At 57.3% G+C, this 15,950-nt stretch carries 16 protein-coding genes and 1 pseudogene; 8 read left to right on the forward strand and 9 right to left on the reverse strand.

Annotation, left to right across the window (positions count from 1 at the left end; all coding sequences use genetic code 11):
- Window positions 1–36 precede the first annotated feature (36 nt).
- The 9 genes from U1140_RS10360 to U1140_RS10400 form a co-directional block, all read right to left on the reverse strand.
- Complete coding sequence (locus tag U1140_RS10360; protein WP_369847689.1) at window positions 37–1,611, reverse strand: acyl-CoA carboxylase subunit beta; 1,575 nt, start codon at window positions 1,609–1,611, stop codon at window positions 37–39.
- A gap of 173 nt (window positions 1,612–1,784) precedes the next feature.
- Entirely contained in the window at window positions 1,785–2,006 is a 222-nt protein-coding gene (locus U1140_RS10365) for an acyl-CoA carboxylase subunit epsilon (RefSeq protein WP_369847690.1), read from the reverse strand.
- A 77-nt stretch (window positions 2,007–2,083) separates the two neighbouring features.
- Window positions 2,084–3,703, reverse strand: a complete 1,620-nt coding sequence (locus U1140_RS10370) for an acyl-CoA carboxylase subunit beta (protein WP_369847692.1) — start codon at window positions 3,701–3,703, stop codon at window positions 2,084–2,086.
- Between the two features lie 66 nt (window positions 3,704–3,769).
- Window positions 3,770–5,473 (reverse strand): maltose alpha-D-glucosyltransferase, encoded by a 1,704-nt coding sequence (treS, locus tag U1140_RS10375; RefSeq protein ID WP_369847694.1) that lies wholly within the window; start codon window positions 5,471–5,473, stop codon window positions 3,770–3,772.
- 27 nt (window positions 5,474–5,500) lie between these two features.
- On the reverse strand, window positions 5,501–5,725 hold the full coding sequence (locus U1140_RS10380) for a hypothetical protein (RefSeq protein WP_369847697.1): 225 nt from the start codon (window positions 5,723–5,725) through the stop codon (window positions 5,501–5,503).
- Window positions 5,726–5,734: 9 nt separating this feature from the next.
- Entirely contained in the window at window positions 5,735–6,547 is an 813-nt protein-coding gene (locus tag U1140_RS10385; RefSeq protein WP_369847725.1) for a carbohydrate ABC transporter permease, read from the reverse strand.
- Between the two features lie 77 nt (window positions 6,548–6,624).
- Window positions 6,625–7,686: a carbohydrate ABC transporter permease gene (locus tag U1140_RS10390; protein ID WP_369847699.1), complete on the reverse strand. Its 1,062-nt coding sequence runs from the start codon at window positions 7,684–7,686 to the stop codon at window positions 6,625–6,627.
- Window position 7,687: 1 nt separating this feature from the next.
- Window positions 7,688–9,016, reverse strand: coding sequence for an ABC transporter substrate-binding protein (locus U1140_RS10395; protein ID WP_369847701.1), 1,329 nt, complete (start codon window positions 9,014–9,016; stop codon window positions 7,688–7,690).
- 197 nt (window positions 9,017–9,213) lie between these two features.
- Window positions 9,214–10,347: an ABC transporter ATP-binding protein gene (locus tag U1140_RS10400; RefSeq protein WP_369847703.1), complete on the reverse strand. Its 1,134-nt coding sequence runs from the start codon at window positions 10,345–10,347 to the stop codon at window positions 9,214–9,216.
- A 32-nt stretch (window positions 10,348–10,379) separates the two neighbouring features.
- Here U1140_RS10400 and U1140_RS10405 point away from each other — a divergent pair, with 32 nt between their 5' ends.
- From U1140_RS10405 to U1140_RS10440, 8 genes and pseudogenes are all read left to right on the forward strand, one after another.
- Entirely contained in the window at window positions 10,380–11,123 is a 744-nt protein-coding gene (locus U1140_RS10405) for a biotin--[acetyl-CoA-carboxylase] ligase (protein ID WP_369847705.1), read from the forward strand.
- Entirely contained in the window at window positions 11,123–11,638 is a 516-nt protein-coding gene (locus U1140_RS10410; protein ID WP_369847707.1) for a hypothetical protein, read from the forward strand. Before U1140_RS10405 ends, U1140_RS10410 begins: the two co-directional genes overlap by 1 nt.
- Before the next feature lie 66 nt (window positions 11,639–11,704).
- On the forward strand, window positions 11,705–12,985 hold the full coding sequence (locus U1140_RS10415; protein ID WP_369847709.1) for a 5-(carboxyamino)imidazole ribonucleotide synthase: 1,281 nt from the start codon (window positions 11,705–11,707) through the stop codon (window positions 12,983–12,985).
- Between the two features lie 103 nt (window positions 12,986–13,088).
- Window positions 13,089–13,625, forward strand: coding sequence for a 5-(carboxyamino)imidazole ribonucleotide mutase (gene purE, locus U1140_RS10420; protein WP_369847712.1), 537 nt, complete (start codon window positions 13,089–13,091; stop codon window positions 13,623–13,625).
- A 40-nt stretch (window positions 13,626–13,665) separates the two neighbouring features.
- Complete coding sequence (locus U1140_RS10425; RefSeq protein ID WP_369847714.1) at window positions 13,666–13,986, forward strand: hypothetical protein; 321 nt, start codon at window positions 13,666–13,668, stop codon at window positions 13,984–13,986.
- The gene (locus tag U1140_RS10430; protein ID WP_369847715.1) at window positions 13,986–14,402 is read left to right on the forward strand and encodes a hypothetical protein; all 417 of its coding nucleotides are present in this window, start codon (window positions 13,986–13,988) and stop codon (window positions 14,400–14,402) included. The genes U1140_RS10425 and U1140_RS10430 overlap by 1 nt, the downstream gene beginning before the upstream one ends.
- Window positions 14,403–14,528: 126 nt before the next feature.
- Window positions 14,529–15,488, forward strand: coding sequence for a bile acid:sodium symporter family protein (locus tag U1140_RS10435; RefSeq protein WP_369847717.1), 960 nt, complete (start codon window positions 14,529–14,531; stop codon window positions 15,486–15,488).
- A 118-nt stretch (window positions 15,489–15,606) separates the two neighbouring features.
- Window positions 15,607–15,950: pseudogene (locus U1140_RS10440) on the forward strand (IS30 family transposase); the annotation flags it as partial.

The following is a 15,950-nucleotide window of genomic DNA, read 5'->3' on the forward strand; positions in this document are numbered from 1 at the left end:
TTGCTAATAAACACATCTCGCTGCGCGAGGTATTTGTTACAGCGTGATGTTGCCGTGCTTTTTCTGTGGGTTCATCACGACTTTCCGGCCCAACATGCGCAACGCCTCGACGAGTTGTCCACGGGTTTCATTCGGCGGGATCACCGCGTCCACATAGCCGCGTTCTGCAGCGGCATAAGGGTGAATGAATTTTTCTTCCATCTCTTCGGTCTTGGCTGCAAGCTGTTCAGCATCAGCAGAACCAAAAATCCCGCGTGCGGTTTCGGCGGCCTCGGCGATCGCGATTTGCGCGGTGGGCCAGGCATACACCAGGTCAGCGCCAAGATCTTTGGCACCCATGAACACATATGCAGAACCAAAGGCTTTGCGCAGGATCACGGTGATCTTCGGAACGGTGGCCTCGGCGTAGGCATAGGCCAGTTTGACGCCCCGACGCAACAGACCGGAGCGCTCTTCGTCGGCGCTGTGCACGAAATCCATCGCATCGACGAATTCGATGATCGGCGTATTGAAGGCATCGCAGGTGCGAATAAAGCGTGCGGCTTTTTCTGCAGCCGCCGATGTCAATACACCCGACTGGTGTGCAGACTGGTTAGCGATGATTCCGACAGCGCGGCCTTCGATATGCGCAAAAGCGGTGACGATATTCGGCGCGTAATCCTGCTGCAATTCGAAGATGCCGTCGTCGGTGACTATCTCCAAGATCTCGCGCACATCGTAGGAGGCATAGGCATCATCGGGGATGAGATTATCCAGCTGGTAATCCGTATCGGTGACATTGTCTTGGACCGAACCCACCTGAATTTCGGCCTCGGTGCGCAACGCCTCGGCCATGTTGTTGACAGGCAGGTAACCGATGACCGTGCGGGCGATCTGTAAAGCCTCCTCGTCAGACTCTGCCCGCAGGTGGCAGGTGCCAGATTCGGTGGAGTGGATATGCGCGCTTCCCAACGACTGCGTATCCAAACGTGTTCCCGTGGCGTGTGCGATGGCTTCCTCGCTGGCGTGGTGCAGGCTGGAATCGCCATCGACCATGATCACGATATCTGACAGTGCAGGCCCGAAAGCGTGCAAGCCGGTGGTCTGGCCGGTGACCACAGAAATCTGTGGGATGACCCCAGACGCTGCCGTCATATGCGACAGAATCTTGGAATACATCGCTAGGGTGACCACGCCTTCGGCCAGACGCGGGCCGGTGCCTTCGTGGATAGCGATGATCGGCTGGCCAGTCTTGGTAGCTAGCTGGTAGATCTTGCAGATCTTTTCGCCATAGACTTCGCCCAATTGTCCGGAAAATACCGAGTTATCTTGCGAATATACGCAGACGCGCCGCCCACCGATGGTGCCGTAGCCGGTGACCACGCCGTCGGTCAGTGGCTTGTTGTGCTCAAGGTCGAAATCACTCACGCGGTGGCGGGCTAGCGCGTCCGTTTCGACGAAGGAATCCGGGTCCAAGACGCGCTCTGCGCGCTCACGTGCGGTGAGCTGTCCGGCCTTGTGGCGCTTGTCGACGGCCTGAGCGCCAACAGGCTGTGCTGCGTTTTCTAGTCGCTGGGCAAGGTCGGCGAGCTTGCCTGCGGTGGTAGTCATATCCGGTTGGGAAGCAGTCATAATTGTCTAGTTTAGATAATGGGTACCAAACCGTGAAATGGTAGCAAAATCTCAACGGTGCGCGTGCCTTAAACTCAGTGCGCTTCGAATTGCGTCGTGTGCGGTGTGAGCTGGATCAAAACGGTGGATAGTGGGCAAGCGGCTGCCTAGCGGCAGCGTCGTCGCGGCGGGGTTTAGTAGAAGCGCACGTGGGGGAACTGTAGTGGCTGGAATTCTCGTCCGATGTCTGCAACCAGGCGGCGGGTTTGTGGGGTGCGCGCGTTGCTGCTGCGTGCGGGGCGGGCAGCTAGGGAGGACACGATTGCCGAGAGCGCGGCCAGTTGTTCGTCGGATGGGTTGCCCTTGGTGATGTGCAGCAGTGGAGAGTGTGCGGGTGCGATGGAGATAGCAGACATATTGTCTAATCCTTTCGAAAAACTAAATATTTGCTAGGGAAATGTGGTGGAGCATCATAGTGTTCATGCGATGCCGCTTACAGCGGGATATTGCCGTGCTTGCGCGCCGGGCGAGCGATCGATTTATCGGCGTACAGGCGCAGGTTGCGTGCGATCGTGCCGCGGGTTTCGCTCGGTAAAATTACCGCATCGATCAGGCCACGTTCGGCAGCTTTATACGGGTTGAGCATGAAGTCTTCATATTCCCGCTCAAACGAGGCTGCCAGGGCGACGGTATCTAGACCTTCGTCGGCGGCCTTTTTCAACTCTTTGCGGTGAATGAAGCCCACCGCGCCGGCAGCGCCCATCACCGCGATCTGCGCGGTCGGCCAAGCTAGGTTGACGTCGGCGCCCAGGCCTTTCGAGCCCATCACGCAGTAGGCGCCGCCGTAGGCCTTGCGCATGGTGACGGTGATTTTCGGAACGCTGGCCTCGCCGTAGGCGTACAGCAGTTTCGCGCCACGACGCAGGATACCGCCGTATTCTTGCGAAGCTCCCGGCAAAAAGCCGGGGACGTCGACGAGCAACACGATCGGGATATTGAATGCGTCGCACGTGCGGATGAAGCGGGCTGCCTTTTCCGAAGAGTCGATGTCCAGGCAACCAGCAAATACCTGCGGCTGGTTGGCGACGAAGCCGACGGTTTGTCCTTCGATGCGCCCAAAAGCGATGACGACGTTTTCTGCGCGCTTTTCCTGGATCTCCAAATACTCGCCATCGTCGGAAAGCGCTTCGATAACCTCGCGTACCTCGTAAGGCTGGGTGGGGGAATCTGGGATGATGGAATCGAGTGAGTGATCAGCATCGGAGAGGTTATCTTCGATACTGCCGGTCTCTACCATGTGTGGCTCACGCGGCGGGCTCACCCGGTTTGAGGTTGGCAGGTAGCTAACCAGGTCGTGCACCCAGTCTAGAGCCTCTTCGTCGGTTTCGGCGGTGTAGTGCGAGTTGCCGGCCAGTCCCATGTGGGCCGATGCGCCACCGAGTTCTTCCTGGGTGATTTCTTCGCCGGTAACAGTCTTGATTACATCGGGGCCGGTAACGAACATCTTGGATTTTTTATCGACCATCACCACGAAATCGGTCAGGGCAGGAGAGTAGGCGTTACCTCCCGCGCAAGCGCCCATGATCACCGAGATCTGCGGGACGACGCCAGAAGCCTGGATGTTTTGATAAAAGGTTTGCGCGATCCAGTCGAGCGAGACCACGCCGTCTTGGATGCGCGCTCCCGCGCCCTCGTAGAGGCCGATCAGTGGGCGCCCAGTGGTGATGGCGAGTTCCTGGATTTTCACCATTTTCTCGCCGTAGACCTCACCGAGCGCGCCGCCGAAAACCGTGCCGTCTTGCGAGAAGATGCAGACTTCGCGGCCGTCTATGGTGCCCCAGCCGGTGACGATGCCGTCGGTGACTGGGCGACGCGCTCCCATGCCGAAATCCTGCGTGCGGTGACGGGCGAGCTGGTCAGTTTCAACAAACGAGCCTTCATCGAGCAGATAATCCAGCCGGTCGCGTGCGGTCAGCCGCTGTTGGGATCGTACTTTCTCATGCGCGCCGCTCCCCATCGGGGCGTGGGCTTCTTCCCGGCGACGTTTGAGGTCAGCGATCTTTTCTGCGGTGGTTTCCGCGGCTAAGTTCTCCAAAGGTGAGGAAATAGTCATGTTTAGACTATAAAGGAGTTTTGCGACAGAAAGCACGTTTATTTGTGAGTGAAATTCCTCACATGGCTAGTCGCGCAGCACGAACCAATAAAAACCATGCGGCGGCAACATCACCGTCCAGGGTTGTTCGCCGCATTGCGGAAAGTGCGCGCCACCCGAAAGCTCCACTGGAGTACACCCAGCAAAAGCCGATAAATCCAGGTGTGCTGCTTGCGCGGAATCCGCGAAATTAAACACGCAGAGCACGACTTCTGTTTCCGAGCCATGCTGCTCACGCTTGTCGACGGCTGGACCGGCCGCACCTTCGGCGGCACCGCAGGCGCGGGTGAAGGCTAAAATCGCAGGGTTGCCACCAGCGGCCAGGTTGTCGCCAGCCTGCTCGATTTCGTGATATGCGCCCTCGCCAAAAGCCGGGTGCGCCTTGCGGATCTGAATGAGATCGCGGAACCAGCGCAACAGCGAATTATCCAAGTGCAGCTGCGCAGAAACGTTGACCGCTTGATAGCCGAAGCGCTCATTCGCGATCACCGGGCGTCGTAAAGCCTCTGGTTCGGCGGTGGAAAAACCGGCATTGGGCGCGCTCGACCACTGCATCGGCGTGCGCACAGAATCGCGATCGGGCAAATACAGGTTTTCGCCCATCCCGATCTCATCACCGTAATAAATAAACGGCGAGCCCGGCATCGCTAGCAATAGCGCTTTGAACAGCTCAAGCTTGTTGCGATCGCCGCCGAGCAAGGGTGCTAGACGACGAGAAATGCCGACGTGCGCCCGCATCTGCGGATCCGGCGCGTACATGTCATACATCAACTCGCGTTCGGCGTCGTCGACCATTTCCAACGTCAACTCGTCGTGGTTACGCAAAAAGGTTCCCCACTGTGCGGTCGGGGGCAGCGCAGGCATCTCCGCCATGATCTCCGAGATCGGTGCGGCCACACCGCGCGCGGCAGCCTGGTAAATACGTGGCATCAGCGGGAAGTTAAAGCACATGTGGAATTGATCGCCGTTACCCTCACCGAAAAATTCCACCACCTTTGCTGGTGGCTGGTTCGCTTCAGCGAGCATGATCGCTTCCGGATATTCCGCATCCAGCAGCTTACGAATCGAACGAATGAAATCATGAGTTTCCGGCAGAGATTCCCCGCCTTGCCCATCGCGCTCATACAGGTAGGGGATGGCATCGAGGCGGAAACCATCCAAGCCCTTATCCATCCAAAACCGAATGATGGAATAGACCTCTTCGTGCACCGCCGGGCAATCGTAGTTGAGATCCGGCTGGTGGGAATAAAAGCGGTGGAAATAATACTGCCCGCGGACTTCATCGTAGGCCCAATTGGAAGTCTCGACGTCGGTGAAAATCACCCGAATTTCTGGGTAGCGGTGCGGATCATCGCCCCACACGTAGTAATCGCCATAGGGGCCGTCGGGATCGCGGCGTGATTCCTGGAACCAATAGTGATCGCTCGAAGTGTGGTTCAACGCCAAGTCGGTGATGACCTTCATGCCGCGCTTATGGGCTTGGTCAAGTAGTTCTTCCAGATCAGACATGCTGCCATACGCCGGCAAGATCGAGCGATAATCGGCAACGTCGTAGCCGTCGTCACGCAAAGGAGAAGCAAAAAACGGCGGCAGCCAGATGCAGTCGACGCCCAACCACTGCAGATAGTTCAGCTTCGCGGTCACCCCGCTGATGGTCCCGGTGCCCCGGCCACCATCGTCGTAAAAGGCGGATACTAAAGCCTGGTAGAAAATCGCATTTTTATACCACATGCTCTGAGATTCTCCTTGTATTTGGAATTAATGCGGGCGTGCTCGCCACACCAGCACAGTGACGGCGAGGAGCACGGCGAAAACGACGGCGGGCAGCACTTGCGGGTCTTCGCGAAAAAGGTTCCACACCGCCTGGATGCCAGCGAGCAGCGTAAAAAATCCGACGAAGCCAGCGATGGTCTGCCAGATCAGGCTTTCGCGCTGGCTGGCCCCATCCCGACTATCCGAACGTGCAGAATCGCTGGAAAACATGAAAGGTGCTTATGCCTTGACGCCACCGGCAGTCAGGCCAGAGACGATGCGGTGCTGGAAAACCAGCACCATGATGATCAGCGGGATTGTCACCAAAGCGCCGGCAGCCATCGTGGCGGCATAGGGATATTCGAACGCCGAAGGACCGGAAAAACGTGCGATCGCAACGGTAACCGGTTCAGTATCACGGTTGGACAGTTGGCGAGCCAGCATGAACTCATTCCAGGTGGTGATGAACGCGATGATTGCTGTGGTGAACAATGCAGGCGCCGCCAAAGGGAGCAAGACCAGCCGGAATGCTTGCCCGCGGGAAGCGCCGTCGACGCGCGCGGCTTCTTCCAGCTCCCACGGTAACTGCCGGAAAAATGACACCAACGTGTACACGGTCAGCGGGAGTGCGAAAGAAATATTCGGGATGATCATCGCGCGGTAGCTACCGATCCACTCCAAGTCACCGAAAAGCTGGAATAGCGGGGTGACCAGCGCGATGGCCGGGAACATCGAGGCCGCCAGGATCAGGCCAGTGATAAAACCTTTGCCTGGGAAATCCAAGCGTGCGATCGCATAGGCGGTAAACACGCCGACGGCGACAGCAATACCGGTTGTCGCCAAGGAAATCAGTAGCGAGTTGAAGATCGCGCCGAGGAAGTCATTGCCCTTATCCGTCGCTAGAGCATCCGCGAAGTTATCCAGGGTGATGTGGGTCGGCCATGGGGTGGTATCGAAGGTGTGCTTGGAATCGCGCAGCGCGGTGACCACCATCCAATAAAACGGGGCCAAGCCCCAGAAGATGATGAACGCCAGACCGAGGTAGTGCCACAGCCCCGAGCCGCGATGCGCACTCTGTGCTTTCTTCTTCGGCTTGCTGGCTGTGGGCGCCGGTGTTGTCGTTGCTGTCGTCACTGTGCCGACACCTCCTGCGGGGACTGTTCAGCATTGTCGCTGGCGTGTGCTTGCTGCTCACTGTTGCGTGTGCGGTTGCGCCGGATGCGGTTCCGCCCGGTGCGGGTGCGCTTACGGTCACTGCCAGAAACATTCGCGCCCAAAAAGCGGATCATGAAAAACGCCACGGCGAAAATGAGCAGGAAGATCAGCGTGGAGAGGGCAGAAGCCGAGTTGAAATTACCCTGTCGCATGTCCTCGACCACCAGCTGTGAGATCACCGCTGTCGGCGAATTCGAGGATCCGGAAATCATGATTACCGGCAGGTCGTACATGCGCAGCGCATCCAAGGTGCGGAACAAGATCGCGACCATAAGTGCAGGCTTGACCAACGGCAGCGTGATGCGGAAAAAGCGTTGCAGGCGGCTGGCGCCGTCGACCTTGGCAGCATCATAGACCTCGTCCGGAATCATCTGCAGACCAGCGAGGATCAGCAAAGCCATAAACGGCGAGGTCTTCCACACATCAGCGATGATCACGGCAAAACGTGCCGCCCAGGGGTCTGTCGTCCAGTGAATATCCGCGCCCAGCAAGGAGTTCACGATGCCGTGGTTGGCGAACATGAACTGCCACAGCTTGGCAGTCACCGCCGTGGGAATCGCCCACGGGATCAGCACGGCAGCACGCACCAGCCCGCGCCCGCGGTATTTGCCGTTCATGATCAAAGCCATGGCCATGCCCAGGATGATCTCCAGGCTGACCGTGACGACGGTGAAAAACAGCGTGATGCCAACGGCCGGCCAGAAATCCGTTGCCAGGGAACCAGGCGGGCAGGTAATCGCCATGCCGTCCGCGCCCATGCAGCGGTTGTTGATCCACAGCAAATAGTTATCGAGGCCGGCGAAACCACCCTCGGTGAACAAACCGGTTTCTGGGTCGAGTTTCCGGTTGCCTTGGAACGACAAAATGACCGCGCGCACCACCGGATAACCAATCACGATGGCGAGCACGATCAACGCTGGGGCGATCAGCCAGCCAGCCTGCCGAAGTTGCGAACTCCAGGTGTTGCGAGTGGGCATATTAGCGCGAAGCTGCCTCGATAGCCTTCTTCATGTCGGCGATAGCCTCGTCGACAGGCTTGTTACCCTGCAACGCGGCATAAGCGTTGTCCTGGATAGCCTTCGAAATAGCCTCGTAGAACGGAGACACTGGACGCGGAGCTGCGTTTTCCAGGGATTCCTTCAGAGCTGGCAAGTAGGGGAACTGCTCGACCAACGAGTCATCCTCGTAGATAGAGGCCAGTACTGGAGGGAAAGAGTTTTCCGCGAAGGAGGTCTGGTTTTCCTCGTTGATGATGAACTTCATGAAGTCCAGCGCGGTCTTCTTGTGCTCAGAGTTGACGTTGATGCCGTTGTTGTAGCCCCCCAGGGTGGAGACACCGACGCCATCCTTGCCGACGAGCGGGGAGACTTCGAACTTGTCGGCGGTAGCAGAGGCTTCCTCTGCGTTGGTGTACATGTATGGCCAGTTGATGGCGTAGGCGGTTTCGCCTTCGGTGAACGCCAAGTTGGTTTCTTCTTCGGTCGCAGACAGCGACGACGACGAGATAGTGCCGTCCTCGAAGGCGTTGACAAGCGCCTGCAGGCCTTCTTTCGCCTCATCGCTATCGACGACGACATCGTCACCGTCGAGCACGTGACCGCCCCAACCTTCAATGAATCCGATGGTGTTAACGGTGAGACCTTCATATTGCTTCAGCTGCAGGGTGAGGCACTCGACGGCGTCGTCCAGCTGCTCACAGGAGCTCGCTAGATCAGCAAAGTTTTCCGGCTCGGAATCAACGAGTTCCGTGTTGCGGAACAACAGTTGGCCGTTGGTGTTCTGCGGCAAGGCATACAGCGTATCGCGGTAGGTTGCCGATTCGACAGTGGCATCCAAGAGATCAGAGGTGTCTACTTCGTAGTCGCCTTCCAGTGGCTCCAACCATTGGTTCGCGGCGAAGTCTGCGGTCCAGACGACGTCCAGTGCCATGACGTCGTAGTCCGAGTTGCCGGCTTGCAGCGACTGCACCAGGGTTTCGCGCTGGTCGTCAGCTTCACCGGCGAGTTCTTCGAGGGTGACTTTCTCGTCCGGGTGCTCTTCGTTCCATTTTTCGATGATCGGGGTGAGCTTATCGGTGTCGTTGCGGCCCATCGCGAAGGTGATCGGACCACGGCCTTCTTCGCTGGAATCCGAAGATTCAGCGGTGGCGTCTGCCGACGAATCTGCGCCGGTGGAATCCGCGCTGTCAGCAGAATCGTCGGAGGAGCAGGCGGTCAGCACCAGCGAAGAAGCAAAAACTGTGGCGACGAGCTTTCCGGTGCGGCCGGTGGACAGGGCGCGAATGGATGGGAGCGTCTTGGAGGTCATGGAACGAACACCTTTCTGGTCAGTGGTGTGTGATGTGCCGCGGGGATTGCTCATTAGTGGCTATCGGCAGACACGTGAGTATTAACTTTAAGTTGATTCCACAGTAAAGATTGGTAAATTCTGGAAATTTACCCCCGTTATGGGGCTGTGGTGCTGTGAAGTTGTTCTGCGGTGCTGGGCTAATGCGGCTATTGCGGCTAATGCGCTTGCCCGAGAGCTTGGCCGGTCTTCGCATCGAAGCGGTGCGCTTCTGCTGGGTCGTAGGACAAAGTCACCTGCTGGCCACGGTGCGGGCGTGTATCTGCCTGCCACCGGGCAACGAAGCGTTGTGTAGAACTCGTGGTCGCCGGGGCGTGCGGCGCGGACCCATCTGGCGCGACATAAATATATGATTCTGCGCCGAGCTCCTCGACGATTTCGATGACACCGGAAATCGTGGCATGTCCAGCGGGGATGCTGCTGGTATCGGAAAGCCCAGTGCTTGTCTCGTGGGCCATCATGTTTTCTGGGCGCACGCCAAAATGCACGCCAGCGTTGGTGCTCTTGGCGTCATTGGCACCGGCGCCATCGGCGCCATAGGCAATAGAACCGGCGGCAGAAAAAATGTTCATCGCAGGCGAGCCGATAAACCCAGCGACGAACTCGTTCGCGGGGTGGTCATACAGCTCACGCGGTGGTGCAACTTGCTGCAGCAGACCATCTTTGAGCACGGCAACGCGATCGCCCATTGTCATCGCTTCCACCTGGTCGTGGGTGACATAGACGGTGGTTGTGCCCAGGCGCTGCTGCAACGCGGCCAGCTCGGAGCGGGTTTGCACGCGCAACTTGGCATCCAGGTTCGACAATGGCTCGTCCATCAAGAACGCTTGCGGCTCGCGCACGATCGCCCGTCCCATGGCCACGCGCTGACGCTGACCACCGGAGAGTTCTTTCGGTTTGCGCTTGAGAAAGTCCGTCAGCCCCAGAGTTTCGGCGGCGGCTGCAACCTTTTTCGCGATCTCGGCTTTGGGAACTTTCGCCAGCTTCAACGCGAAACCCATGTTCTGTTCCACGGTCAGGTGCGGGTAGAGCGCATAGTTTTGAAACACCATCGCAATATCGCGCGTGCCCGGTTCGGTACCCGTGACGTCTTTGTCTCCGATGAGGATGTGCCCGGAGCTGATATCTTCCAGCCCAGCGAGCGCACGCAGCGTCGTGGATTTTCCGCAGCCCGAAGGCCCGACGAGTACCAAGAATTCACCGTCGGCAATCTCCAGGTCCAACGATGACACCGACGGTGCCGCCGCGCCGGGGTACTGAATAGTGACCGACTCAAACGTGACTTTTGCCATGCAAGCAATGTAGCACCAGTAGAATATTTCCCATGAGTCTTGATGCCCGCCAACTTGCCAACGCCGTGGAGTTCGCGACCGTATCTTATGCGGAATCCACCACGTCGACGAACACAGATTTGCTTGCCGACGTCGATGCAGGCCCCTGGACGGTGCGCATTACGACGAACCAAACTGCTGGTAAAGGGCGGTTGGGTCGCGTCTGGGAAGCTCCTGCTGGGGCGAATATCGCGATGTCGGTGCTGCTCATGCCGAGTTCGATGGACCGCGTGGGAACTATTCCGCTGGCCGCGGGACTTGCCGTTGCCGATGCCATTAGTGGCACGCGTGTGAAATGGCCGAATGACGTGCTGCTGGGCGAGAAAAAATTGTGCGGCATTTTGGCAGAAGCCAGCGGTGAGCTTCCGCCTGCTGCGCGCGTGGTCGTCGGGTGGGGCATCAACGTGGAATTGGGCGAAGACCAGTTGCCGGTACCGCACGCCACTAGCCTGCGGATCGCGGGGAAATCCACCGATCACACCCAGATCGCGACGGATGTGCTGCACAATTTCTATAACCGTATGCAGCAGTGGAAAGCCGACGATCCGCAGCTGATGGACGATTACCGTAATGCCTGCGCATCCATTGGCTGCCGGGTGCGCCTGGAAAGCCACAGTGAAACCGTCGAGGGTGTCGTGGATACCGTCACTGACGACGGACGCATCAGCATTGACGGCATCGCGTTTTCGGCAGGCGATGTTTCCCACCTGCGCTTGAAAGACGGGAAATATAGCTAATGGCTGGCATGGGCACTGGCGGTGGCCGCGGGCTGGCGATCAAACCAGACGAGCAGGTATTGGTGGATATGACTGCACCAACCAGCGCGCTGGTCTTCCCGTTTTTGGAAGTCATACTGCTTACCGGGGTGGCCTGGATGGGCATTGGTTGGCTGGATAACCCGTATAACCTGCCGGAACTCGCTACTGGTGTGTTTGATCCCGCGTTGCTGCGCAACAGTGTGGTGACGGTGTGGTTGGTTTTGGTGGTATGGCGATTTGTGTTGCCGTTGCTGCGCAGTCGCAAACAGCGTTTCATCGTGACTAACCAGAGGATCGTCGCCCGCCCGGCCAAGCTGACTGCGAAGGTAGATTCCATTCCTTTAGGGCAGGTGCTGGATGTGGCCCGGCGTCGCAAAGGGATTTCTTTGGCAGTGCGCGGGTTTTCGTATCCGCTGTATTTCGGCGGCGTTCCGAAATCGAAAAAGGTGGTTGGTGCGATCAACGCTGCTTTGCACCCGAGCCCGTATTTCTAACCGTGCTGCTGTGGTTTTAGCCGTCCATATTTTTGATCTGCGCGAGCCTGGTTACAATGGATTTTTGTGACTAACGCTTCCCAGACTGAATCTTCCCAAACCGAGCATTCTCAGACTCCATCCCAGGCTGCAGCTGCGCAAACTGCATCGACGCCTGCCGCTGATCTGCCAGTCGTTGCCGTCGTTGGTGACGGTCAACTCGCGCGCATGATGGCCCCGGCAGCTACTGAGCTGGGCCAATCTTTACGCGTTTTAGCTGGCAAGCCGGATTCTTCGGCGGCCCAGGTTACCAGCGACGTGTTCATCGGCGATTACCGTAACTTGGATGATTTACGTGCCGTTGCTGCAGGTGCTGATGCCGTCACCTTTGATCATGAACACGTGCCGCTAGAGCACCTGCGCACCCTACAAGCGGAAGGTGTGAACATTCAGCCAGGCCCTGATGCTCTGGAAAACGCACAGGACAAACTGGTGATGCGCCGCAATCTAGACAGCCTCGGCGTACCGGTGCCAGCATTTGCACCGATCACCGATTCTGCGACCGCCCGTGCGTTCTGGGAGGAGCACGCCGGTAAGGTCTGCTTGAAAGCCTGCCGTGGCGGATACGACGGCAAGGGTGTCTGGTTCCCGGAATCGATAGCACACTTGGACGCTCTTGTCGACGAACTGCTGGCAGAAGATGTCGAATTGCTGGCAGAAGCCAAGGTGGATTTTGTCAGTGAGCTTTCAGCAATGGTTGCGCGTGCGCCATCCGGCCAGCTGCAGACCTGGCCAGTGGTGGAATCGGTGCAGGCCGGGGGAGTGTGTGCCGAGGCCGTTGCACCTGCGCCGGGGCTGCCGGAAGCTCTGCGCAGTGAAGCCGAACAACTGGCCGTGACCGTTGCCGAGCAACTGGATGTGACCGGTGTTTTGGCAGTCGAATTGTTCCATTATGTTGATGAATCAGGTACCGACCGGTTGAGCGTCAACGAGTTGGCGATGCGCCCGCACAACACGGGGCACTGGAGCCAAGATGGGTGCGTGACGTCGCAGTTTGAACAGCACCTGCGGGCGGTTCTGGACTATCCGCTTGGTGCAGCGGAGACTACCGAGCCAGTGACCGTGATGGCGAATGTACTGGGGGGCGAGGCTGATCCGGAGATGCCGATGCGCGAACGTGTGCACGCAGTGTGGCAGCGTTTCCCGCAGGCTAAGGTGCATTTGTATGGCAAGGATTACCGTCCGGGCCGCAAGATGGGGCATGTGAACATTAGCGGACGGGCTGACGTTGCGGAAGTACGTCGGCAAGCCAGATTGGCCGCGAATTTCGTGATTAATGCCCGGTGGGACGATGGCTACACCGGCTAGGCTGAATACCGCCAACAGAAACTGCGTACGAAAACGCCGCTTGCCAGCGCAATGAGCATAAGCACAAGCGTATGGGCACAACGAGCATGAGGAGTAATCGGAGATGAGCCAGGAAACCACACAGCATACCCCCGCGATTGGGCTGATCATGGGGTCGGATTCTGATTGGGAAACCGTGAAGCCTGCCGTAGAAGTATTCGCGGAATTCGGGGTGCGATTTGAAGTCGGCGTGGTATCAGCACATCGCACTCCCGAGAAGATGTTGGCTTATGCGAAACAAGCTCACACCCGTGGTGTGAAGTGCATCGTGGCGTGCGCAGGCGGTGCCGCTCATTTGCCGGGCATGGTGGCCGCGGCCACTCCGCTTCCCGTGATCGGGATTCCCCGGGCACTGAAGAACCTAGACGGATTGGATTCTTTGCTGTCTATCGTGCAGATGCCAGCGGGAGTGCCGGTGGCTACGGTCTCGATTGATGGTGCGAAAAACGCCGGGCTTTTAGCGGTGCGTATTTTGTCTGCCGGGCAGCCAGAATTGGTGCAGGCAATGGCCGAGTACCAAGAAAAAATGGCCCAAGATGTGGAGAAAAAGGATCAGCGCCTGCGTGAAAAACTCGAACGCATGGCCGATGGTGAGCAGTAATGCAGTCATGGGTGTGCGCGCACGTCGATAAGTTTGCGGCATGAGCAATGAACTAGAGAGCACGACCGACGAAACCGGAAAGGCAGAAACCACCAAGCCTCGCGTACCGCACCCGTCCTGGGTGCGCCTGCACCGGAGTAATATTCGTAACCTCGATGAGCTGGCGAAATTTTTTCGCGATCTCGATCTGATTCGGGAAGATCTTGAGGAAAAACCGGGACTGACAAAAGCCCAAGCGATCGTGCGAACTTTTGCTTGGATCTTCTTTGCCCTTGCCGCAGTGTTCCTGGGGATCTTTGTGCTCGGCGGTGCGATAACACTGTCCGACTATTGGCTTGACGCGAGCGGGGGAGTTTTCTGATGAATCGTGTCGGGTTTTTCGGAATTTTAGTTATCGTCCTGTTGCTTGCTGCGTTGGCGTGGACCGTCACGATTTTGGTTTATGTTCTTGGCTTTGCGATTCTTTTCGGCGGCCCCATTTTTGCCATCTCGAAGATCGTCCAAGTCTGGCAGAACGTTGCTAGGCGCAACGATGTCGAAAAAATGCATCAGCAGATCGAGCTCATTGCGCAGGATTGCATGAATGACCTCACCAAGCTGTCGCTGCGTTGGCACCAGGTGCGAACGACAATGGGCATTGGCACGCATTTGCAGGAAGAGCTCGAAAATAATCCTGCGGATGCCTATGAAGTCGACCGACTTTTGGATTTAGCGCAGAAGAAATTAGAGCACGCTCCAGATAGCTATCATCGTATTGAAGCGATTAAAGACGCTTGAGAGCACCCGGCGGGTTATTGCGCGGTTTCTAGAGCCGACTGAAGGTTTCTAGAGACGCCTGAATAAAAATCCCCGGAAAATTGTCTGTGAACTGACAGTGCGCGTGTGATCCGTCATACTGTCTGAATGAAAACCTCCGAGGATCGTTCCGCGAAGCTTGCCGTTACCGTGTTCCCCATCGCCATTCTAGTGGGGATCACGATTGCGTATTTCTTTCCGGCACCGTTTCTGCCGCTCGCGGATTACATCACGTATTTCCTGATGCTGATTCTCTTCGCGATGGGGTTGACGCTCACCATCCCGGATTTTCAGGAAATCGCCCGTCGCCCGTGGCCAATCTTTCTCGGCGTGATCGGGCAGTTCGTGATTATGCCGTTGTTTGCGGTGGGCGTCGCCAAGCTTTTTGGTCTGGATTCCGCACTCGCCGTTGGCCTGCTGATGCTGGGTTCGGTTTCTGGAGGTACAGCCTCGAACGTCATTGCGTATTTGGCGCGGGGAGATGTCGCACTGTCGGTGGCGATGACTTCAGTATCCACGCTGGTCTCACCGATTGTGACCCCATTGCTTATGCTGGCATTAGCCGGGGAAGACATCGCCGTCGACGGTGCCGGAATGGCCCAAACCTTGGTACAAACCGTGTTGCTTCCGGTGCTGGGTGGCTTGGTGCTGCGCTATTTCTTCGACAGCTTCATTACCCGGATTACTCCGATCCTGCCGTGGGTGTCCATCATTGGTATCTGTCTGGTGATGTTTCCGATGGTCGCAGGTGCAGGAGAGCGTTTGGCACAAGTCGGATTTGTCCTGGTGATCGCCGTATTGCTGCATAATCTCATCGGGTATGTGCTGGGATACCTTGGTGGCAAACTAATGGGCATGCCGCAGTCGTATAACCGCACCGTCGCCATTGAAATCGGTAGCCAGCAATCAGGTTTGGCCTCGGCGATGTCAGCAAAATTTTTCAGTCCAGAAGCCGCACTACCGGGCGTGGTGGCTGCAATTGTCCACAACATCACCGGCGCAGTCTTTGCCACCATCGTGCGTCGGACGGGCAGTGATGCTGAACGGCCTACCCAACCGGCTCGTTAATAACAAAATTTCAGAAAGTGACCACCGACCGTGACAATGAGAACCTCTGAAGACCGCTCTGCTGCCATCGCCGTGACCGCATTTCCCGCCTTCATCTTGGTAGGAACGATCATCGTGAAGTGTCCCAGGTCATTGGGAAGGCGATCTCATCTTAGGGAAATCAAATAAATCAGCGATCGGTACTCTAGTCGAGCGCAGCACCCGTTACGTTATGTTGCTGCACCTACCCAACGGTCATAGTGCGTTGGATGTTAATGAAGCGTTAGCCAAAGCGATAGGAACTTTGCCTGAACACCTCAAAGGTTCATTGACCTGGGATCAAGGCAGTGAAATGGCATGCCATAAAGCTTTTAGCATCGCTACGGATTGCCCGGTGTATTTCTGTGAGCCTGGTTCGCCTTGGCAGCGAGGGACTAATGAAAACACCAATGGGCTATTACGGCAGTATTTCCCAAAAGGAAC

Origin of the sequence: Corynebacterium drakensteinense, from assembly GCF_041224285.1 — a bacterium.
Taxonomy (GTDB): Bacteria; Actinomycetota; Actinomycetes; order Mycobacteriales; family Mycobacteriaceae; genus Corynebacterium.

Coding starts and splice junctions, on each gene's coding strand:
- U1140_RS10360 (WP_369847689.1), bottom strand. CDS start 1,611: ATGACTGCTTCCCAACCGGATATGACTACCACCGCAGGCAAGCTCGCC.
- U1140_RS10365 (WP_369847690.1), bottom strand. CDS start 2,006: ATGTCTGCTATCTCCATCGCACCCGCACACTCTCCACTGCTGCACATC.
- U1140_RS10430 (WP_369847715.1), top strand. CDS start 13,986: ATGAATCGTGTCGGGTTTTTCGGAATTTTAGTTATCGTCCTGTTGCTT.
- U1140_RS10410 (WP_369847707.1), top strand. CDS start 11,123: ATGGCTGGCATGGGCACTGGCGGTGGCCGCGGGCTGGCGATCAAACCA.
- U1140_RS10425 (WP_369847714.1), top strand. CDS start 13,666: ATGAGCAATGAACTAGAGAGCACGACCGACGAAACCGGAAAGGCAGAA.
- U1140_RS10395 (WP_369847701.1), bottom strand. CDS start 9,016: ATGACCTCCAAGACGCTCCCATCCATTCGCGCCCTGTCCACCGGCCGC.
- U1140_RS10400 (WP_369847703.1), bottom strand. CDS start 10,347: ATGGCAAAAGTCACGTTTGAGTCGGTCACTATTCAGTACCCCGGCGCG.
- treS (WP_369847694.1), bottom strand. CDS start 5,473: ATGTGGTATAAAAATGCGATTTTCTACCAGGCTTTAGTATCCGCCTTT.
- U1140_RS10390 (WP_369847699.1), bottom strand. CDS start 7,686: ATGCCCACTCGCAACACCTGGAGTTCGCAACTTCGGCAGGCTGGCTGG.
- U1140_RS10370 (WP_369847692.1), bottom strand. CDS start 3,703: ATGACTATTTCCTCACCTTTGGAGAACTTAGCCGCGGAAACCACCGCA.
- U1140_RS10435 (WP_369847717.1), top strand. CDS start 14,529: ATGAAAACCTCCGAGGATCGTTCCGCGAAGCTTGCCGTTACCGTGTTC.
- U1140_RS10405 (WP_369847705.1), top strand. CDS start 10,380: ATGAGTCTTGATGCCCGCCAACTTGCCAACGCCGTGGAGTTCGCGACC.
- U1140_RS10380 (WP_369847697.1), bottom strand. CDS start 5,725: ATGTTTTCCAGCGATTCTGCACGTTCGGATAGTCGGGATGGGGCCAGC.
- purE (WP_369847712.1), top strand. CDS start 13,089: ATGAGCCAGGAAACCACACAGCATACCCCCGCGATTGGGCTGATCATG.